Here is a 22,382-nt window from a genome sequence, read left to right on the forward strand (position 1 = left end):
TTATTTAAGAAACTCCCTGATATTTTCTATATGCAATCCCAGCCATTCTTTTTTATAGCCTATATATTCATCCTCCAGCTTTAAAGCCTTGCCTTTTAAAGCCTTCAGGTTGATCCTGGAGGAGTCAAGCTTGATATCAGCAAAGACGACTTCTTTTCTTAAGTCATTCACCGCTACCAGGTCAATCTCATTCTGATTTCCTCTTTCCCAGTACGTGCCGATCCGGTTATATCTTCCGGACTCGGCAAAGATCTGCTGGTAGAAACTCTCAAGGATGCGTCCTGCATAGGTAGAATAGTCCCGGTTAATGATTTCTCTGATGTAGCTGAAATTGCCTGTCTCGACCGCCGAGCGGTTCTTGAATATGAAACGGAACCAGAAGCCTAAAAAGTTATCTACGATGCGATACTTCTGAAGGCGTGAGTTGGGTTTGGCATTTATGGGTTTGAGCTTTGCGATCAGCGCGTAATCGGTCTCAAGCTTTGCCAGATATGCCCCAGCATGTATTTCGAGCACTGATTCAATCTCTGTTCTGGCGGTCTTGCCGGAGGCGATCAGTTCCAGGATCGAAAAGTAGGTGCCGTATTCCTTGCCGAACTCTTCGACAAGAAGGCTCCTGCCCTCATTGAGAAAAGGTGAGTTGTCCTTAAGAATAAAGTCCACCATATTGTCCAACTGAAAGACATCGTTTGATGCAAGGATGTCGAGATATTTAGGCATGCCTCCGGTTATCGCAAAGCAGTCGAAAAGCGTCCGGCCGTCTGTGTGGCCATGGTCCTTAAGAACAGCATACATGTCACGGATAGAGAAGGGGCGGAGAAATAATATCCTGTCGGCCCGGCCAAAAAGGGGTTCTTTTGATTCCTCGAAGATCTTATGCATGAGGGAATAGACCGAGCCGATACAGATCAGGTTGAGCCTGCAGGATGCTTTATTTACATCCCAAAGATGCTGAATGTCGGAATAGACCGAGGGATTGATATTATAGAATTCCTGAAATTCATCAATGATCAGTGTGAAACGTTCCTTTCTGGCGTATTCAATAAGCAGCATGAAGATCTCTTTGAAGGTCTTGATTTCTCCGATTACAGGAATGGAGAAGTTTTTCCTGATCTCTTCAAGATATTCCATGCAGAGCAGATGCTCTGACTTTTTCGAGACAAAGAGATAGAGGTGTTTCTGTTTCCGTGCAAATTCCAGGGCAAGCATGGTTTTCCCGACCCGGCGGCGTCCTGTAATAACGGTCAATCTTGCAGATGTGTTGGCCTGATCGTAAAGCTTGGTCAGTTCTGCCAGTTCGTTTTTCCGGTTATAGAATTTCATGTTACCCCTCTCATGGCTCTTCCGTAATGTGCATTACGGTAATTAAAGTTACTATGAAGGGGACAGGAAAATCAAGCACTTTTAACTGCCCAAGTAACCCTTTGCTGCTGATCGTGTCTATACATTATTCAGAATGCCCATGAGATACCGGAACGACCTGATCTGTTTCCCCTGACAGATTTTGTAGGCGTCTCGGATCTTCCATTCTTCCTTCTTCCGGAAAAGCCAGAAGCAATTCTCGCCGAAATAGCCGGTCATCTCGTCAGCCAGAACCTCCCATCCTGCACGGTAGGCTCTGCAGGGTGTCTGAATTTGGAAGGCCTTTATGTTTGCTTTTAGGGATTTCATATGCTTTGGTTGTTACTTGGCTGCTCGTCAACAGGATGATACGTCAGTTCCTGTTCTTCATATACCCTCTCCCTGAACTTGCAGTGCTCATTGCGGCATTCATAAAGAATCGTGGTTCCTCCCGGTTCTTTGTCCTCCAATAAGGCATACATGTAATACCCGCACTCCGGGCAGATTCTACCTTGACCCATACATGTCACCTCCTTCCATTGTTGTGTTTATCATGAAATTATCCATAGGCGCGTTTATCCTCCAATATCTATAAATTAAATTGGAAGATAATATATAAATTTTTGGAGCAATACTTTTTTCAGCGGTTTGGATAGACCTACCGGACAGATTGGAGGTCGGGTCGCTCGCCAGCGTTGCCCGAAATTTGATCTGTCCGCTATTAACGCATCCTTAACGAAAGAGTATCCAGCTGAAGGCGGGGCAATCGAAGTTGCAGAGTTTTTGGTTGTAGACGGAAGCCCTGAAAACCGCCGTTATTGCATTGTGAGCCAAACAAAAAGAACCTTACACACTATACGATGGTGACTGTGCAAACGTGGCTATTAGGTAACCACTGCTTGGCGATAAGCCGAAGCTATCACCATCGTAAAATGCATAAAGTTGTCCCCTAATACTTTTGCTTGCACGTTGGTTATTGTTTGAGCTGTCTTCATAATAGCAGGCCTGCAAAAGCTGTCAAGGCAAGTTGTCCCCAGGTATAACACGGGCGCTACTGTTTACTAATGTTGTTTTTGAACTGTTTTATTCCTTTTGAGATTGCGTTCTTCAGCCCATTAATAAAATCTATGCTGCTAATTTCATCCTCACTGATCCATTTATATTCAGAAAATTCCTTCTTACTTATTTTAATATCCTTGATTATTTCATTGTTAACCTTCGAGCAGAGAAAACGCAGTCCTGGGATTATCCGCTGCGCCAGTTCCGGAGTAGGTATTTGATAGGTCTCTATTAGTCCCAATGGCTTTACATCAATACCGAATTCCTCTCTCATTTGACGCTTTATCGCCCCTTCAAAATCTTCGCCTGGCTTTACTTGACCCCCACCACATTCCCATTTGTCAGGATACAATTTTCTTGTCGATAGCCTTTTTGCTATTAGAATTCTAAGACCCTGTTTTGTTTGCTCTATGCAAACGCCAGCTACATGTGTTTCTATTTCAAATCTCTTGTCCTCCCTTGCTTCAGGCAGGAACTTCATAATATCGAAGCTAGTGACTCCAGCGATCTGGAGTAAAATGCTTACTACTTCTTCTCCCGATAAGCCTAATGCCCTTCCGATTAATTTGATTTCGTCAATAGAAAGTTCTTGTTTCCCTCGTTCTATCCGGCCTATTTTATCATTGGTCCAGCCTGTCAGTTCGGCGAGATTTTCTTGTGACAACCCTCGCTTCTTGCGGAATTCCTTTAACCAGCTATAGGTTACGGTAACTTTTTCTCTCATATCTCCCACAGAAATTAAATCATATCATTTGCAAATAATGCAAATAGAAGGAACTAATCTACTAAAATCACTCTTCACAAAAGGCGGGTCTTCAGAAATAATATAGCAGATATGAAAACACCGTATATTGAGATAGAAGCAGCTCATGATAAGGACTCTGATGGGCATAAAATCATACTTGAGATTAGATGTCCTAATAAGCATAAACTTGCGGAAATTGCAGAAAACAAAATAATTGTCATTAAATGTCATCGTTGCAAACATATAACGAAAATTGATTTGAAAAGACTTTAGCTGGACAGTGTAGATTCTGAGGCGAGAGGCCATTGAGCCCAAAGCCCGAGGTAGTAACTAAATGTTGCCACCTTGGGCTTTTTTAATTTTAGCAGAGAGATTCTTAATCAGGAGGATGATGGCATGAACATTTTTAGCAAGGCCAAAATATTCGTCGAAACATACCTGTTACAGAGAACTGGTGTTCCAATACAGGATGCAATCGAGACAAAATTATCGATACTCGATGCGCGTGCTCCTGAAGAACGTAAACCTTTCTCCCACTCCGTCCAGAACGATGGTGCATTAGTCAGAACCGAACTTGATCAGTCTGAGCCTGCGCTCTTGGATGAGCCGGTATTGAGGGATAGAATGGGTAACTCATATGCCGACCGCAATCAGCAGAAAGCTTCCACTACACTTGAAGAGATCTCTCGCCATGAAATGCAGATTCGGGATCTGTCCGATTCCCTCCAGGAACACGCAGAAAAAAGGGTTGAACTCCTTCAGAATACCCCAGACTATCACTATGCCAAAAGTGAAGCCTTCAGAAATAGGCTTATCTTCTATGTTGTGGGGCTGGGAGAGATAGGGGCCATGTTTGTACTCTTCGCAGACTTCTTTGGAATTGATCCGAGGAGAATAACTTCGGAAGCAACCAAGCACCCAGTATCCGTTATTGCCACGCTCTTTTTTACAATAGGTTTTTTTGTTGCGACATTGAGGATTGCAAAGCAGGTGCTGATCTCAAATCACAAAAAGTTCTGGGCTGCCTGCCTTTTGGGGATAGCTGTGTTGGTTGGGCAGATGAGGGCCATTCAGGCCAATGCCCATCTCGAAACTGATATGAACATGTGGTTCATGACACTCCTTTATACCGTCATCGGCATTATCCTACCTCTCGCAGCAGCCTACTATGGTAGAAACGGGGAGGAGGCCTCTCAGGTAGCAGGCAGTACCGATAGTGTTCAGAGACGTCTTGATGAGCAGGCAGCAGAGTATACCACTCGCATCGAAGAGGCCAATCAGGCCAGGACCCAGTCTCTCGAACGGATTGATCAGCTTACCAACGAGTATGTTACACATTACCAAAAGGCTCTTATGCAACGGGAGCAATCAAAAAGGGACTGGGAAGCCCACCAGAGGCACGTTGAAGCATATGTTTCGCAAATGCGCTACTTTTACAATTTCTGGACTGGATGGAACGCACGTGGCATGACCATGCCAAAGCTGCTCAAGAGTGGTCTCCAGGCGACCGCACTAATCCTACTTGTTCTGATCGTTACCCTTTCGAGTTGTCACAAAGCCCATGCCGAGGACCAATTCAATCTCCTTGCCGTCTGCGATAGGAGCAGTTCGGCAGGTGGGATCTCCTGCACAGCCGATGCACTCAATAATGCCGGAACCTATTGGATAAGAAAGGCAGATGATGCCGGCGGTGGAATATTCGAGCTGTTTCTGATTGACCAGGGCTTTGACACTGCTATAATCCTTTTTTCTGCTGAATACCCTGAAAAATTCCCCGGCCCTGTCAGTTCGCACAAAAAGAAATGGCGAAATGATTTTATACAGAGGCTAACCGATGTCACCAAGTCACTTCCCACAAACAAGGGCTCGGCTGTTGTCGAGGCGATCTATCGAGCGTCAATTCGGATGCCGGATAGAGGTGAGAATCTTCTTTATATCCTCTCCGACATGCGCCAACAGAATAAGGACTTCAATTTCGAAAAGACTGTCCCTACAGACAAGGAGTTTCTTCGTTGGCTTGATAAAAGCTCTATCAAACCTGCATTCAAGGCATCGACAAGTATCATTGCCTGTGGCATCCACCCCTATACTCCTGATCAAACAAGTCGTATGACCACTAATAACTATGATCGCTTATTGAAACTCTGGAGAGCCGTCTTCACACAATGGGGTGTGAAGGCTACCATCACCGAGGCATGCAGCCTCAAAACTACGGAATAGGAGGAAAAGGTTATGAAGAAGTCTCTGTTCATAGGTGGAGCACACAGGGGTGGTCAGGCAATTACCGTGGAGGCTCTGAAGACAGAGCCTCGCTACAACCACGTGGCAATCGCTGACCCAAAAGAAGATAGAGCAGACCGTCTGATGCTCGACTGGAGAAGTCATGGTGTCGGCGCAACTGGTTATAAAGAGCCCTGTGAATCTGCGATCGAAAAGATCGAGGCTGATGAGGTCATCCTTGCCATAGACACGGTTGCTCCTATGTCTTCAGTACTTCGGAAAACCGATTTGCCGACCCAGTGGCAGCTGTTGGCCAGAGGTATCGGAACTCATGGCCCGGTTATTGGTCTTGCCGGCACTTTGATTAAGGGTGACACAGTTAGCCGGGAATCATCGGTGAGATTGATTGATGTCCTGAGCTCGTTCATTAGACCTCAAAGTTCCAGCCAGATAAGGATGAACCCGCTCAATGCGGATGGTCTGCACATTATGAGAAAGAAGATATCCGACCATACGGTCAGAAGGATTGGATTTCTGGACCGTGAGCCTGATGACATTAAGGGCGGACCGTTGAACATTCTTTGGGGGCAGAAGGAATATCCTCTTCTCATTCAGAACAAACCCTCTGGAGAGAAGTGGAAAGAGGTAAAGGAGCAGGTCATGGAAGCAGATCTGCCCCACAATCTCGAAGGCAGCTCCGAATATGCAGTTGCGACAATTGGCAATAAGAATGTCGACTTCTTTGTTGTTGAGTCTGCTGGCAAACGGCGCTCAGTCAGGTTTCATATGCCGCTCATCCATCTCCTTCAGGGCAACGCTGGCGAGAGCAGAAACTTAGGCCGACTCCTGGGCTCTGTGGCAGCAGGTCTTCTGGGTTTGGCCCCGGTCATGGCAGCCGCTGTTGTGACTGATTGAAACCTGTCGATAACCCCAGGTTAATAACGGTCTTGTCCTGGGGTTATCGAACAATGCCATGAATATAGCGAGGACAGCTCTAAAATGGATACTTATTTTTGCGGCAATAACATACCTCATGCGGCATCTCCACTTCAGGGAATCTGAGATGCTCTTAGTTGTGACAATTATTATATTGATATTAGCTCTTATGCTTATGAAGAAATGGTTCCCATTTGCCTTTAACGTAATGAAGAGTTTAGCTCTCTGGAGTGTCAGATCATTGGCATCGGTGCTTTGGCAAAAAAAGGAGCGAAAGGGTGGAGCAAGTGTGCGCTCACAGCGACTAAGGTGGAGGCCATAACATGTTTTTGACCGGGAACGTCAGAACCAGAAGGCAGATGATCTCTTTTTTATACCATCTGGCGGTTTTGACAGTCAGTCTCCTTGGAATAAGCGCAGGCATTAATCTGATGTTCTACCTATTGGCTTTTCATCTGCTCACGTTCCGGGTTATCCCGATAGTGCGCCTGATACAGGAAGCTCTCATACCAGAGGCCGTCTGCTTTGCCTGCGGACAGGAAGTGGAGCTTGTGAACCAGTACCGCTGCGGTTGCGGTTATATCTCTCCCAGAGAGAGACACATTTTCAGTCCCTGTCCATTATGCGGGCAATCTTTCTTGTGGATTGTCTGTCCTGCCTGTGAGACATCAATCCTGATATGAATGGGGTGAAAGGCGATGGGCATTATTGAAGAGAAAAGAAAGAAAATCCTAAGGGAGATGGAGGCAGGGCGTGGTTCAGCAATAATCTTTCCCCATCCTGTGTCACTGGAGCCACCATATTTGCCGTTTAATCTGCAGGCGAGGAAGGCCTCTATTTTTGAATCCATTTTCAATCGCATATCTGAGGATCATCCAGTTGGATCGAATCCAGCCCAGGCACGCATTTCTCGCCTGAATTGCATACGCATTAAGCCCTCAAGAGAAGACAAAAACAGCATAGATACTGCCGAACAGTTTCTCATATCGCTGCCGTCTGAAAGTCCAATTGCCTTTGAAATCATCGGTTCCAATAGGAAAGTTAGTTATCAGGTCATTGTTGCCGAAAATCAGTGTTCTCAGACGGTTTCTCACATAAGATCTCATTTTCCAGAGGCAGATGTCTCTATTGATAAAGATCTTGTCTCTGGCTTATCATCACGTTCCGTAGCACGCGCCTATCGCCTTATAGCCTCACCGTTTTTTGTCCTGTCTTCAGTTGCCGATTCCTCTCTCGACCCTTTGCGGAGCCTCTTTGGTCTTCTGAGTGAGCTTGACCAAGGCCGGGCAGGGATTCTTCAGGTTCTCTTTGCCCCTGTTGCCAATGATTGGAAGGACAATATGAGACGAGCCTCAAGAAGTCCCTATGACCCAGCGCAGTCTCCCTTTGTCGACCTGCCGGGTCTGCCCAAGATTGTGGACAAGAAGACTACCAAACCGCTCTTTGCTGTCAGTCTCAGGATGCTGGCTTCTGACAAGGCCCTCCTTGTATCCATGGAGCAGTTTTTGAGACAGTTTGATAACGCTGAAACCGGATTGACGGGTATTCCCGGTATCTATCCGATCGAAAGCATTCAGGCACGTAACAGCTTTGTTCATGGGTCTCTGTTAAACTCGGCAGAACTTTCATATTTTGTCCATTTACCGGCACCTGAGATTCTCGAATCGATGCCTGCTATTGAACAGGCAGTGAAGTCCTATCCGGTTCCCGAAGAATACCTCTCAGGAGGACCGGTCCTCGGAACAAACACCTATAGAGGCACAAAAAAGTCTGTGTGCCATAGCAGACATCTTCCGAACCAGCACGTCTATGAATCCGGAAAATCCGGTTTTGGAAAGTCTAACCTAATCCTGACGACTGTAATGCAGAGGATCAACAATGGAGACGGCGTATGTGTTTTCGATCCCCACGGTGCCCTAATCAGGCACGGTATCCTGCCCAGAATTTCGAAAATGAGAGTCGAAGATGTGATCTACTTCAATGCCGGAGACTTTGAGCATCCCATGGCTGTCAATCCTCTGGCACATAACGGGACGAAGATTGAGAAGGAACATATCCGTACAGACCTCCTCAGCTTTTTTGAAGACCTCTTTGGAACATCGCTGGGCGTAAATGTTCAGCACACCCTAAATTTTATCATCATTACACTCCTTCACTATAAAGACTCTACCCTCTCTGACATGGAAAGGCTCATGATCGATAAGAATTGGAGGCAGAAGGTTCTTGAAGATATTGATGACGAGCGTATTCAATCATTTTGGGAGCATGAATTCCCTCTATTGGAGAAGCGGGGAGTCATAACTACTATTACGAACAAGCTCAGCCCGCTCATCCTACCAGGCAGTACTATTGGACCGATGCTTGCCAGCCGTGAGAACAAAGTGGATTTTCTCGATGTCATGAATAAACGGAAAGTGTTACTCTGCGACCTTTCACATGGAGATATAGGAAAACGCAACAGTCAACTGCTCGGTAAGTTGCTGGTGTCAAAGCTCCAGATTTCCGCAATGATGCGTGAGGGCGATGGCAGGAGCCCAGACTTCTACTGCTATATCGACGAATTCCAGCATATGATCTGTCCCAGCATGGCCGATATCTTAAGTGGCGCACGAAAGTACGGTCTTCATTTGTGGCTTGCAAATCAGATGATCGGGGACATTCCAGACTACATCATGCGTCACGTTTTTAATGCCTCGACCCTGATTTTTTTTGCAACTGATTCTCCGTCGGATCAGCTGTTTGCCGAAAAAACACTCTCCCGCCGCTTCAAGGCAGAGGAGTTCGGCCGTCTCAGGAAGGGTGAGACGTATCTGAAGATGGTTGGGTCTGTCTTCAATATGACGACAGAGCTTGCGCCTGAGCCTCCATCTGTTCAGTATACGAACGAAATCATTGCCCTTTCCCGTTCCAGATATACCATTACAAAAGACTCTTCCAGAACTGAGACCGGGAAAACAGATAAAACGACAAGGTCTGCACAGCCGAAGGAATCGGCGAGCGTCAGGTCAAAGGCTGCTACAGATATCTCAGTTTCTGAGAGGACTTTTCTGGAGTGCCTGTTCCAGAATCCGACGCTTTCTGTGACCGCTATCTACAGAAACCAGAAACTGAGTGCCTACATGGGAGATAAGCTCAAAAGGATGCTGAAAGAAAAGAGACTTGTCGAAGAGATGACAACCCATCTGGGCTCAGGATCCAGGCTTGCCAAATTCCTTATCCTTACTTCAAAGGGGTTCGATGCATTGAGCCTGAATTTCGATAGCGGCAAAGGCGGCCCCCTGCATCGTTACTGGCAGTCAGTAATAAGGCTTTATGCCGAAAATGCAGGCTACGATACGCTGATTGAGGAGTCAATCAGTGGGAGCAAGGAGTCAGTTGATATCGGACTTCGGAAAGACGGCAATAGGCTTGCTGTAGAGATCTCAGTGACCAACAGGGCAGAGTATGAACTGAGCAATGCCATTAAGTGCATGGCAGCAGGATACTCAAAGCTCATATTCCTTTTCCTGGATGAGAGCAAGATGAAGGCTTTTGGAGAGCTGATCACTGTGCGCTTTACTGAAGAAGACCTTTCAAAGATATCAATGGGACTCTTATATGATTTCTGCCGATTCTTTTGAAATATCAATATGTTCTGCGATTTCGGGCAGAAATATATACCTATTTAGAAACCAGAAATAAGACAGAATGGCATATGAAACTCATAACAATACAAGAGCTCGCCGAACTGCTCAAAGTAAAACCCAAGACTCTGTACCAGTGGGCTGAGTTAAGGCAGATCCCTTTTCTGAAGCTCAATGGAGCCTTACGCTTTGATCTTGATGATATAGAAAAATGGCTTGCCAGCTGTAAAAAGAGCAATGGTAGCGGTTATAATCAAATTACCAAAACCGTTGCCAGTAGCCCCAGGAAAGGAGGCAATTAAGTATGGGGCTTTACCTGAGAGGTAAAATTTACTGGTTCAAGATTAACACAAATGAAGGCCGCATCCAGCGATCAACTGGAACTGCCAATAAAAGACTGGCAGAAAATATTTATGCCAAGGCCAAAACTGAGGTTGTTGAGGGCAGATGGTTCAAAGAACAGGAGATAAAATCTGATCCCTCTTTTCAGGAATTGGCAGAAGAGTATGAAAATTGGATGCAGGGCAGGTATAGATCTAATTTCAAGGTCTATTTGATCAGTCAACTCAAAGAGCGTTTTAGGGATTATAGCTTGTCGATGATAAGCGTGCGTGAGCTTGAAAAATTACAGTCAGAAAAATTGAAGGCGGGAAAACATCAGAAAATGATAGATGGAAAAATTCAAAATGTGCCAAACAAGCCGGCAACTATCAATCGATTTCTTGCTGTTATTGCTCACATGTTCACGAAGGCTGCTGACTGGAAAATGATCGACAGGGCCAATATCCCGAAAATCAAAATGCTCAAGGAAAACAACAAACGTCTTCGGTATCTCTCCAAGGAAGAGTGCTCGGAATTGATAGCAGCCTGTGATCCTCATTTAAGACCTATCGTGATTACCGCTCTCAACACAGGAATGAGAAAGCAGGAAATCCTGGGTCTAAAGTGGGATGCTAATGTTGATCTCAAGCATGGTTTTATTCTGCTATCTATCACAAAGAATGGGGAGCGCAGAGAAATTCCGATTAATGCTACGCTCAGGAATGCCTTGCAGAGTATGCAAAGAAGGCTGGATGTAAAGTATGTTTTTTTCGATCCAATAAGCGGTAAACCATATCAAGAGGTTAAGAAGAGTTTTGCAACGGCGCTACGACGGGCCAAAATTCAGGATTTCCATTTTCATGACCTTCGCCATACCTTTGCATCTCAGTTAGTCATGGCCGGTATAGACCTGGTAACAGTAAAAGAATTATTGGGTCATGCCGATATAAAAATGACTTTGCGGTATGCGCATCTCGCCCCCAGTCACAAGGTCAAGGCGGTGGAAATCTATGACCGAAGCATGTCTGGCTACAATTTGGCTACAGTGCCTACTGAATCTAAAGTTGCAACCTTGTAAGTCATTGATAAATATGGTGGAGCTGATCGGGATCGAACCGACGACCTCTTGAATGCCATTCGTTCAAAGGGGATTTTCAGAGAGCCTGTAAATACCACTGAAAAGCGCTCCAGGAGTGAGTTTGAGGCAGATTGATGTTTCGATATGGAACTATCTATTTTGATCATTTCTGTCCAATTTTTCTTACACTTTTCTGACAGTCCCTGATCGCAGCTGACCTTTCCGGGTTCAGCCATGGGTAATCCATTTCATCGGTTATACCATGAATCACCATCGGGATATAGATTGTATACGAGCATCTCTCTTCCCTATTAATCCAATACATAACCTATTTCAGCAGTCTCAAGAAGGAAAGAAACGGAAGGCGGATATATCGGACCAGGGAAGAAGCCCGTTCAGATATATTTGATTACATCGAGGTGTTCTGCAACAGGACAAGGCGTCATAGCGATCTCGGTCAGGTGAGTCCCAGTGAGTTTGAAAAGGCGGCTGCCAGTGGTAGTCTATGAGTGTCTACTGAACGAGGGGAACTCCAACATCGAAAAAAACTTCTTGACAGAAGTATATTTTTTTGGGTAGGGTTATTCCCAAGCAACCGGCAGAGTTGCACAAGCATTTTCAAGGGAATCTACTTTTCAATACAGATTAAAAGACTTACGTTGACTTGCGGAGGGGTAAGTGAACAGCGTTTATGGGGGCAAAGAGCACTTTAATAGATTATCGACGTCTATCCTGACAGTATCTCTTCTGTTGATTCTTCTTCCGCTCCTTGCAACATCTTCTGTCTTTGCTTCAGAAGCCGCACTTTTCGAACACACCTTTAAACGCGCAAAAGGCGCACCGGTCACCGAGAAAATGATGATTGATATCCCTGTGTCCGACGGGAGATACCGTGTCACGGTCAAAAACGGACTGCCCGACGGATCGTTGCGATGCTCAAGCGCTGATATAACGATAAACAGTTCGATAGTCGTCGGCCCCTCAGACCTGAACCAGCAGATATCCAATGTAAGAAAATCCATTGAACTCAGGGCAAAGAACCTCCTGAGTGTGACGCTTAACGGTGAGCCGGGCTCTCAGGTGATTATCAGAATAAGAGGAGCGGGCGACAGTGATGGAGATGACGATGGAGATCACGACCAGACGTCTGTCACGATCTCCTCATGGTCGGTTGATCCGAACCCATTTTCTCCCAACAGCGACGGTATTGCGGATAAGTCCACCGCTACGGCAGCCCTCCATCTGGACAACATTTACAAAGAGCAGGGATACAAATATTTTCTGAGATCGCACTGGAACATCGGAACTACCTTCCTGAAATCGGATACGGATATTACCTATTCCGATCTGCGTGATTGGTCTGTGGCCCTTGATTGGGACGGCAAAGGCTTTTCGGCCGGCGCTTATCCGTTCATTTTTTATGTGGAGCTCGTCAAACGGCTGATCGTTAGAGATGGTGAAGGCCACGAAAGAGACGATGACGATCACGATGGTGACGATCACAACACAGGGAATACAGGGGAGAGCGTCATAGCCAAGACCTCTACTGTTAACGGGACCATTACGATTGAACTGTCGCTGATCAAAATTGTCATATCCACACCTGCGGACGGCGAAATCACGAAAATACCCGGCAGCACTGTCTCGGGGACAGTAGGAGATCCTCAGGCCCTGATCACCGTAAACGGCATTCCGGTGACGAATTCAAATGGTGCGTTTCAGACCCCAATAACTCTTGTCTATGGCTTCAATACCATAACGGTCAGTGCAACTGATGCCACTTCAGCCTCTGTGAGTGCTGAGGTGAATGTTGTGATGGACAACCTGAGCCCCGTCATATCGCTCAGTCCTGTTCCCGAAGTCACCACAGGCCCTGCGATAGAGATAAAAGGAAATGTGGATGACGTTACTGCCACAACGGTCAATCTTCAGGGCAAGAGCGTAACCGTCCCGGCAGGCGGAGGTCAGTTTTCCATAATTGCAGACCTGGTAGAAGGTCTGAATATTTTGACCGTGACGGCGACAGACGCCGCGGGAAACAGCACCGTGCTGCCGATGCCGATCACCTTTGATTCAATCTCACCTGTTGTCGCCATCACCTCGCCTTTGTCGGGTTCATATACCAATAGGAATTCCACCGGGGTTGAAGGTACTGTTTCCGATGCGACCGCAATCGCGGTTACGGTCAATAGCCTTGCCGCTGTTATCTCGTCCGGGGGGTTCACTATTAGTGCTGTCCCTCTCATTGAAGGCCCAAACCAAATCACAGCTACGGCAACTGATGCTGCGGGTCATACCGGAACCAGCGAGATCACGATCATATCCGATACCGTCTCTCCTGTTGTCACTATAGATCCGACGCCTGAATTCAGTCCGAATCATATACTGGAGATCAAGGGAAGGGTGGAAGACCAGACTGCTACAACTGTTGCGATTCAGGGAAAGACTGTCTTAATAGCGGCAGGAGGCGGGACTTTTTCCCTGACTGCGGATTTGGTCGAGGGGATGAACGATCTGTCCTTGACCGCAATGGACAGCGCAGGGAATTCCTCTGCATTAACCCTGCATATAACAAGCGATACCATGAAGCCGGTTGTGAAGATCAATAATCCGGCATCCAATACGTATACCGATAAAAAAACGATAGCAGTTTCCGGGACAATTGCTGATGCCACGGTAACCAGGGTTATCGTAAATGGCGTGGAGGCAAGCGTTTCCTCTGGTGTTTTCACTGTCCCTGATATTTCCCTTGGCGAAGGGACAAATACGATCAATGCCACGGCAACTGATGCCACTGGCAACACCGCATCTGATGAGATCACGATCATATCCGATACCGTCCCTCCTGTCATCACCATCGATACCTTGCCGGGTATTACCAGACAGAGGACTATCGATATCAAAGGTGCAGTTGTCGATCAGACGGCGACGATCATATCCCTACTGGGTAAAACTGTCTCTGTGCCGGGAGGCGGCGGAACATTCTCTCTAACCGTTGAACTGACCGAAGGACAGAACAGTATCAGCGTCTCGGCCACTGACAGCGCAGGCAATGCCTCGAACGAGCAGCGCAGCATTACCCTTGACACCACGCTGCCGCTGGTGAAAATCAGTTCGCCGGCCACAGGCTCTTATATAAACAAAGGCACAACTGCCGTCTCAGGCCAAATCGCTGATGCCACGATAACAAGTGTGATCATAAACGGTGTCGATGCGATTGTGGCGGACAGTGGGTTCAGTCTGTCTTCTCTGTCGCTTTCAGAGGGGAGCAATACGATAACTGCCACCGCTACTGATGCGGCGGGCAATATTGGGTCGGATACGGTCACCGTAGTAGCGGACACGATCGCTCCGGCGATTACTATCGATCCTACCCCCCAATACACCAATCAAAGTTCGATCGAAATCAGGGGAAGGGTAGACGACCAGACCGCTTCGACCATTACGATTCAGGGAACAACTGTCTCGATACCGGCCGGAGGCGGGCCCTATGCAATAACGGTCGTGCTTTCCGCTGGAACAAACAGCATCACTGCCATGGCTACGGACAGCGCGGGCAATACGTCTGAGGCAATGCGGACGATTACTGCCGATGCAGTGGCGCCGATTCTGAAAATCACGTCTCCTGTTGCCGGCGCATATATAGGTTCACACAGCGTAACAGTCAGCGGCACGGTGAGCGAATCCAGTTCGACAAAGGTCGTAGTCAACGGACAGGAGGCTCAAGTCACAGGCAACAGCTTCACTCTTCAGTCGTTGACCCTTTCAGAAGGGAGCAATGCGATACAGGCAGAAGCGACAGACGCTGCCGGCAATAAAGGCTCTGACGGGATATCGGTTATTTCCGATACGATTGCGCCGGTTGTTACTATAACCGCGCCTGCTGACGGCTTGAAGACATCCAACAGGGTACAGACAGTATCGGGTTCAGCAATTGATGCCTCTCCCATCGTCTCTGCAACCCTTAACGATGCGCCCCTTTCGCTTGCCTCTACTGCTTTTAATCAGCAGATTACCCTTCAGGAGGGCAGTCAAACCATAACGGTCAAGGCTACAGATAAGGCCGGCAACATTGGGACCGCGACAGTTACGGTAACGCTTGACGATATGGCGCCTGCTGCGCCTGTTTTGGATGCCCTTCCTGTTATAACGAATCTTTTGAGCTTGACCCTTGCCGGATATTCGGAGCCCAATGCGAAGATAAGAATCAGCAACGGCACAGAAACGACTTCTGATGCAGTCGGCCGGTTTAGCGCGCCGGTAGCACTTACGCCAGATACGACGAACACTTTTTCGGTTATAGCGGTCGATGCAGTCGGCAACGAAGGCGAGGCAGCGACTGCCTCGATTATCCAGGACTCGATTGCGCCCTATGTGACAGGGCATACCCTCAAGGCAGACCCGAAGATTACCCTGCTTATCCCTATAGCAATGACGTTTTCAGAGCCTATTGACCCTGAGACCGTCAACAGTAACAACATCACGGTAAACGGGACTTCAGGCCTTATTGACGGGACGTTTGAGGTGAAGGGGACTGAGGTTGTCTTTAGTCCTTTATCCGAGTTTCCCGCAAACAAGACGTATATCCTGACAATCGGCCCAGGTATCAAGGACACGGCCGGTAATCCCCTGTCTCCTATCTACTCGTCTTCCTTTAATACGGTTCGCGGACCTGCCTTTATCGCAGGAGAGGTGTACGACGATACCACCGGCCTGCCCCTTGAAGGGGCAATGATGAAGATCACACGGATCAATGACGTTGTGCCCGAGCCGGTGCCCTCTGCAGTATCCGATGCGATGGGCCGTTTCAGTCTCAGCTATGAGGGTGTCTCTGGCGTTGCGCAGATAGTTATCGAAAAAACGGGATTTTCGAAGGTCTTGAGAGAATCGTATCTCTGGCCGAATAAATCGATGACCATCTTTGACGGCCGTCTGACGCCGGTCATTACCCATCCGATATCCGCCACCTCGGGCGGGACCCTTGGGGCAGGAGACACTGCCCTCTGGCTGCCTGCCGGGGCACTTGCTTCGAATGCTGATATTTCAGTCACCGCGCTAAGCCAGCAGGGCATAGGTCAGAGGCTCCCGCTTGGCTGGTCTCCAATCTATGGCGTGGATATTGCGCCGTCATTGACAGCGCTCAATCCCCCAGCCCAACTTACGATCAGGAATATCTGGTCTCTTGTACCGGGAGGTTTTGTTGTTGCGTATCTGGATGAAGGCAGCCGGTCCTGGATGGCAGCGTCCCATGTTGTTTCTCCGGATAGCATTACCGTCACCATGGACCGGCTTGGACAGTATCTTTTGCTTCTGCCCGATTCTCTGCCTTCTGCTCCGCCGATGCCGGCCCAGCCCGGTGACCCCATACTGCCCTCAGGCAGCATCGGTATAGACAGCAGTACAGCCGAAGTCAAGGTCGTGCCGCCTGCGGTCCTCTCCCGGGAAGGCGCACATGGTTTGACGAAGGTGATTATGACAACGGCCTCTCCACTGCCCTCAGGCACAGCCCTTGAGGCAAGGTTCACGGAGCAGTATACCCTCAAGGAAGGGCAGGTCATCACCCCTGAGACGTACACGCAGGACATAACCATGTATGGGGGGTATGCGCTGCCTGCTATCGGCCAGCCTAATACGCTTTCTGCGGAATTCCCGGCAACCCCATCGAAGATATATCCCCTTGGTCAGCTCTATTACGGGAAGGTGGGTATTGATATCTTTATTCCGTCCAACGCGGGTCAGCCTGCGGACAATGTGATCAGCGAAAGCGGCGGCACGGTCTCTGCGCCGGACGGCACGGCGATCATCATACCGCCATCGTCTGTGATTAGCGGGACGGTATTTGGCGTGAGCAGGCTTTTGGAGCAGGACCTGCAAATCAAGGGATTTCCGGGCCTGACATTTATCGGTGCGCTCAACCTCCAGATGGATGGCGGAGGCTTTAAGACCGGAGTCTTCCCCCAGTTCACTGTCCCGGGATTATCCGCCCCAGAGGGGACGCGGGTGATTGTCTCGAAGCTTGAGACGATGAACGGGCAGAATGGGTTAAAGGCAGTGGCAATAGGCTCGGTCGCTGGCGGGAAGGTTGTTATCGACAGATGCCTTGCCAACCCCCAGTCCCCGACCCCCGGCCCCTGCATTATCAGCGGCAGGTATGGTTTCCATATCCCCTCATCGCCTATTGGATATATAACCGGCAGGGTATTGAAAGAGGCTGTGGCAGTGTCGGGTGCGCTATTAGGGGTGGATAATCTGCCGTACAAGGCCCTCTCGGATGGCAGCGGATCGTTCTCGATGGTCAGCCTTGCAGGTAACTATGCGATCACCGCTCTGGAGCCTTCGACCGGCCAGAGGGTTTCTGAGACCGGAACGCTCGCAGGTGAGCAGACACAGAACATCCTGCTTAATCTCGTGCCTTACCACCCGACTGTGCTTGCAGTGGTCCCGACAGACAAGACGGCCTCGATCGACCTTAAGGCAGAGGTGAAGGTGACCTTCTCTGATGCAGTTGATCCATTGACTCTGGACACCAATACCTTCAGGCTTATTCAGACGCCGGAACTCATCAGTCAGCCGGATATTGTGATCCAGGGCCATATTTCGCTGTCAGGGAATAACAACATGGCACAATTCATCCCCGATGCCGGGCTCAAACCCAATGCAACCTATCGTGTAAAACTCACGGACGGGATAAAGGATGTCTTCGGCAACTCGCTTGTTCCGTTTGAGTCGGTCTTTACGACCTCGAACGTCCTTGGCAACGAGGCCCTGCCCCCCGGAACGCTCAAGGCGAGTATGCCGGATGCCGATGGATTTGTGACTGTTCGGGGCGGTGTCGGTCTGACGTATGGTGGGGCGGTTGTTGTGATCATCAACAGGACAAAGAATATCACGGTCACGGTCATTGCCGACGAAGATGGCAGTTTTATGGCAAAGGTAAAGGCCGATCTTCCGGATGAGATCGTAGTAGATGTGAAGGACCTTCTTGGCAATACGACAACCCTGAGCACAGGGCTGCTGCAGAGCGACGACGGCACTGCGGCAGTCGGGCCCAAAGGCGGGACGATCTACGGGCCGGGCGGTATCAAGGCGGTTGTTCCTGAAGGGGCGTTTGATGATATCGTGGTCGTAAAGATAACCATGGTGCCTGAAGAGACCATAAAAGACGTTACCATGGACCCTGAAATGATGCCTGCCGGTGTATTTCAGTTAGACAGCGGTGGGATCAAGAGCAAGCAGGAGATCAAGGTCTCGTTTCCTGCGCCTGACTGGATCACTGCAGAGCACCAGATACTCCTTGCAAAGAAGATCAATATCAGGGGGTTTGACGAGCTGACGCTTGCCTGTCCTGCAATACTCAAGGACGATGCAGCCGGCCAGAGTCGAAACATAGTCTCAACCTCCCCGCCGTTTGTCGGCGTTACAAGCGGCGGCCTTGATACGTATGTTGCGGCAACATGGCGCGACCCCGGCAAGGGCGTCGGGTATGCGCTTGTCCAGACCTGGAGCCCTTATGAAACTACGTTTGTTATGGGGGCCTTTGCCTTTGTATTTCCTGCATCGACAACCGAGCTCATAACCTTTCCTGTAACAGTGCCGGTAAACCAGCCTTATAATCTGACCCTCTCAAACCTTGAGGGGCCGGTAAAGACAATCTCGATACAGGGGCCGCCTAAGAGAGGGGAGTTTACCGAAGAGATACAGAAACTCGAAAACGACCCAATACCGCCCTCGGTATTTAAAAGCTCGATCCCTAACGGAGCAACAGGGATACTGCTTGCCGACAACCTCATCATAGAGATGAGCGAGCAGATTGATCCTGATACCCTGAACATAAAGAATAACCCGGATGCTGTCGTAGTCACAGACAGCGCAGGCAACCGGGTTAAAGGTACGTTTTATCTTGCCGAAGACAGAAAGACCATTGTCTTTGTGCCGACCTACGGATACGCATACAACACGAAATATACCGTGACACTAAACGGGATAAAGGACCTTGGCGGCAATCTGTTAGAGGGCTATTCAAGCACCTTTACCACCTTCGACCCTCCTGTCTTCTCTACGGTGGACAAGATAACCAACGTAATCGCCATAGACAAATACAGGGACTATCTCGTGGTTACCGGCACATACACGGAAAACGGCAATGTGGTGGAGCAGTCGGGGATTATCATCATCGATGTTTCAGACCCGGAAAACCCGGTGATCAAGGGCAGCGCCCATACCTTCGGATATGACTTTGATGTAAAGGCCCTGCCGAACATCACCTTTATGGACCGTAGCGGCAACTCCGTTACCGGGGATTTTGCGGTAGTGGTAGGGGGCCAGGCAAACACTATCGGATACCTGAATTTTATGAATATCACTGACCCCTGGCATCCGTATATCTACGAAGACCTCTATCTTTCATGGAACCCGATGTATACCGAGGATATTCCGCCCCATGTCCCTGATCCAGGCGGCAGGCCCTATGAAGTGGCGTTGCTTGGCGTCAATGCGTATGTGGCCAATCAGGGTCTTGGTCTTCAGGCGGTTGATCTGACAAGGGTCACACCGACCCAATACCAGGCGCAGAAAGAGGCGATCAAAGGGACGATAGCAGAGCTTTCCTACAGAAGCATCTCGAAGGTGAACAACCTTCTGCTTGCGACAAAGAACCATACGCTTTCGATCATCGATCCGCTCAGAGATAGTGAGGCGCCGAAGGCCGGGACGTTCAGCGTGCAGGCCAACCCGAACTCCCTTACTGTATGCATAACCGCCTTTTCCGCCACGGACAACGTTGGGGTGACAGGGTATATGCTGACCGAGACCAATACCACCCCATCGCCCAGGAATGCCGGATGGAACGAGACGCCGCCTTCGGGCTACACCTTTAAGACAGCGGGGACGAAGACGCTTTATGCATGGGCCAAAGACGCAGCAGGCAATATAACGTTGACCGGCAGCGCCACTGTAACGCCGGTAATCACTGACCCCAGCACTCAGACAACGTTTGTATGCACTTCAGTCCCGGTAATGACGGTGCCTGTTCTTCTGCACGATGTGATCTTTGCGGAGGACAGGATCATCGCCGAGATAAAGGACTTGAACTTCCCCTATGAGGTGACCGGGGTGCCTGCGTTTCCGATAGATATCGACGGAGATGGAAACGTCGGCAAATTTGAAGACGAAGACGGCGACGCCATGAAATCGGAAGACGAGACCTTTGACCTTGCCTTTGTATCGACAGCGGACGGGGTGGTAATCGTCAATCTCAATAATCCATCAGCGCCTGAGAAGCTTGCGGTGATTCCGACTGGAGGGCTACCGGGGAAGATAGTGATAAACAGGGCCAAGAGGCTTGCCTATACCTCAATCGGCAATGACCTTATTGCGATAAGCCTGAAGGACCCCAGAGGCATTGGGTTGATAGACAAGGATGGAGATGGAAGGGACGACAGGATCGTGGCGGTGTTGGCGCCGAGCACCTATGTGGATGAGAACGGCCAGACTGTGATGAATAATTACGCGTTTACGGCTGGTATAGTGCAGATGGATAGTATGGGGCGGGAGCTGCTCTACAAGGTGGGCATTGACGGGAAGGTGCAGGTGGTGGATTTGAATGCCCCGAGACCCGTGTTAAAAATAGTGGCATATGATGATCCAAGTCAAGAAATGAAAGGCGCTGTGACAGATGGTGCTGCACTCTTGCGATTACAGATTATAGCCAAGAATGGCAGCGAGAAGTTGTATAAAAACCCCTCATTGATTATTGCAGACGAACAGGGTTCTGCCAATCAAACATCGCAGATGGGCACGTTGCTGGATGCCAATGGAATAGAAAAAAGTATATTGCCGTTGACCTTTAATGCTGATGGAGTTGCTGAAGCAGTCTATCGGGCGCCGGATACCTTTGTGAGATGGGGTACAGATCAAGCGAAAAACGATGCAAATAATAAGTATCGTAATATTGAAGTGGTTCTAAGAAGCGATAAGCTGCGTTCAATTTTGGATACTATTAAGGTCAAACGCCCACCGGTGGTGCTGGTGCATGGGTTGTGGGGATGCGGAGATCCGAACAACAAAATGTATGCATGGAAAGAATTTGAATCTAAGTTCAATCCCGTGGATAAGGGACTATATGATATTTTCAGTGTTGATTACTTTGAAAGGAACCAGGTGCGAAGTATTACAGAGCATGCCTACAGATTAGGGAATAAGATGGATAATGCCTTTGATAAACTGAAGGCCTCTGGTTTTGCAGTTTCCAAAGCCGACATTATCGCCCACAGCATGGGAGGTTTGTTAACCCGCCAATACTGCTTCGATAATAAAACAGATTGTCAGAATAGGGTTCACAGATTCATCACTATTGCTACGCCGCATTTTGGGTCAGAACTGGCTGACTTGTTGTTGGTGTATAGAGATGATAGAAATAATTTCCCTGGCCCTCCTCTATTGCCATTTTGCCGGACAGCTGTTGATAGATTTATCAGAGGGGCAATCATACCCTACGCTAATTATCAGATGGTTGAACCGCATCCTATTTCCCCGAGTGGTGGCGCAATCGATGATCTTGCGACAGGTACGCTTCCACCTTTTATGCAGAGCAAGAGTAAGACTTCTATGGGGCGATGGGCTGATCTTCCCCCACTACCAAGCATGATTAGCTCACACATCATTGTTGGAATAGCACCGACGAGCGAAGATGGTGTGCATCCTCAAATCAAGGATTTATGGACCATGGTTTTATTAAACTGCGGAATAGGGCGCGATAATTTGTTTGGTTCGGAAGTTAACCTGAATGATCGAATTGTAAAACAGAGCAGTCAGCGAGGTGGAGTTGACAGCCAATATACGACCATTGTTAATGGCGAGGATCACTTCTCAGTTAGAAATTCTAATGTGACAATCAATAAGATTAGATTGCTGCTTGATTCGGCAGCTGGTTCGAGTTTATTTACAAAATGAAGATCGCAAGGGGGAATATATAATGAAAATTATTTTTGGAATTATTATGTTTGTGCTACTGGTCATATATATAGAAGAATCGCATGCTATAGAGATTACATCGCCCAAA

General features: G+C 48.4%; 10 protein-coding genes and 1 pseudogene. 7 read left to right on the top strand and 4 right to left on the bottom strand.

Features of this window, described 5'->3' with window-relative positions; genetic code table 11:
• The 4 genes from HZB31_04500 to HZB31_04515 form a co-directional block, all read right to left on the bottom strand.
• Complete coding sequence (locus HZB31_04500; GenBank protein MBI5847200.1) at positions 1 to 1,323, bottom strand: ATP-binding protein; 1,323 nt, start codon at positions 1,321 to 1,323, stop codon at positions 1 to 3.
• 117 nt (positions 1,324 to 1,440) lie between these two features.
• A complete protein-coding gene (locus tag HZB31_04505; protein ID MBI5847201.1) occupies positions 1,441 to 1,671 on the bottom strand; it encodes a hypothetical protein in 231 nt (76 codons plus the stop codon).
• A complete protein-coding gene (locus HZB31_04510) occupies positions 1,668 to 1,862 on the bottom strand; it encodes a hypothetical protein (GenBank protein ID MBI5847202.1) in 195 nt (64 codons plus the stop codon). Before HZB31_04510 ends, HZB31_04505 begins: the two co-directional genes overlap by 4 nt.
• Before the next feature lie 530 nt (positions 1,863 to 2,392).
• A complete protein-coding gene (locus HZB31_04515) occupies positions 2,393 to 3,124 on the bottom strand; it encodes a helix-turn-helix domain-containing protein (protein ID MBI5847203.1) in 732 nt (243 codons plus the stop codon).
• Between the two features lie 417 nt (positions 3,125 to 3,541).
• Here HZB31_04515 and HZB31_04520 point away from each other — a divergent pair, with 417 nt between their 5' ends.
• From HZB31_04520 to HZB31_04550, 7 genes and pseudogenes are all read left to right on the top strand, one after another.
• Complete coding sequence (locus tag HZB31_04520; GenBank protein MBI5847204.1) at positions 3,542 to 5,365, top strand: hypothetical protein; 1,824 nt, start codon at positions 3,542 to 3,544, stop codon at positions 5,363 to 5,365.
• Between the two features lie 12 nt (positions 5,366 to 5,377).
• Positions 5,378 to 6,280 (top strand): hypothetical protein, encoded by a 903-nt coding sequence (locus tag HZB31_04525; GenBank protein MBI5847205.1) that lies wholly within the window; start codon positions 5,378 to 5,380, stop codon positions 6,278 to 6,280.
• A gap of 719 nt (positions 6,281 to 6,999) precedes the next feature.
• The gene (locus tag HZB31_04530) at positions 7,000 to 9,921 is read left to right on the top strand and encodes a hypothetical protein (GenBank protein ID MBI5847206.1); all 2,922 of its coding nucleotides are present in this window, start codon (positions 7,000 to 7,002) and stop codon (positions 9,919 to 9,921) included.
• Between the two features lie 74 nt (positions 9,922 to 9,995).
• The gene (locus HZB31_04535) at positions 9,996 to 10,226 is read left to right on the top strand and encodes a helix-turn-helix domain-containing protein (protein ID MBI5847207.1); all 231 of its coding nucleotides are present in this window, start codon (positions 9,996 to 9,998) and stop codon (positions 10,224 to 10,226) included.
• 2 nt (positions 10,227 to 10,228) lie between these two features.
• Complete coding sequence (locus tag HZB31_04540; protein ID MBI5847208.1) at positions 10,229 to 11,323, top strand: site-specific integrase; 1,095 nt, start codon at positions 10,229 to 10,231, stop codon at positions 11,321 to 11,323.
• A gap of 329 nt (positions 11,324 to 11,652) precedes the next feature.
• Positions 11,653 to 11,832, top strand: a pseudogene (locus HZB31_04545) (IS3 family transposase).
• Between the two features lie 169 nt (positions 11,833 to 12,001).
• A complete protein-coding gene (locus HZB31_04550) occupies positions 12,002 to 22,273 on the top strand; it encodes an Ig-like domain-containing protein (protein MBI5847209.1) in 10,272 nt (3,423 codons plus the stop codon).
• The last annotated feature ends 109 nt before the right edge of the window (positions 22,274 to 22,382 follow it).

It is taken from the genome of Nitrospirota bacterium, from assembly GCA_016235245.1.
Taxonomy (GTDB): domain Bacteria; phylum Nitrospirota; class Thermodesulfovibrionia; order Thermodesulfovibrionales; family UBA6898; genus UBA6898.

Excerpts from the sequence above, each read along its gene's own strand:
- HZB31_04525 (MBI5847205.1), top strand. The coding sequence starts at position 5,378 with ATGAAGAAGTCTCTGTTCATAGGTGGAGCACACAGGGGTGGTCAGGCA.
- HZB31_04505 (MBI5847201.1), bottom strand. The coding sequence starts at position 1,671 with ATGAAATCCCTAAAAGCAAACATAAAGGCCTTCCAAATTCAGACACCC.
- HZB31_04515 (MBI5847203.1), bottom strand. The coding sequence starts at position 3,124 with ATGAGAGAAAAAGTTACCGTAACCTATAGCTGGTTAAAGGAATTCCGC.
- HZB31_04500 (MBI5847200.1), bottom strand. The coding sequence starts at position 1,323 with ATGAAATTCTATAACCGGAAAAACGAACTGGCAGAACTGACCAAGCTT.
- HZB31_04540 (MBI5847208.1), top strand. The coding sequence starts at position 10,229 with ATGGGGCTTTACCTGAGAGGTAAAATTTACTGGTTCAAGATTAACACA.
- HZB31_04530 (MBI5847206.1), top strand. The coding sequence starts at position 7,000 with ATGGGCATTATTGAAGAGAAAAGAAAGAAAATCCTAAGGGAGATGGAG.
- HZB31_04510 (MBI5847202.1), bottom strand. The coding sequence starts at position 1,862 with ATGGGTCAAGGTAGAATCTGCCCGGAGTGCGGGTATTACATGTATGCC.
- HZB31_04535 (MBI5847207.1), top strand. The coding sequence starts at position 9,996 with ATGAAACTCATAACAATACAAGAGCTCGCCGAACTGCTCAAAGTAAAA.
- HZB31_04520 (MBI5847204.1), top strand. The coding sequence starts at position 3,542 with ATGAACATTTTTAGCAAGGCCAAAATATTCGTCGAAACATACCTGTTA.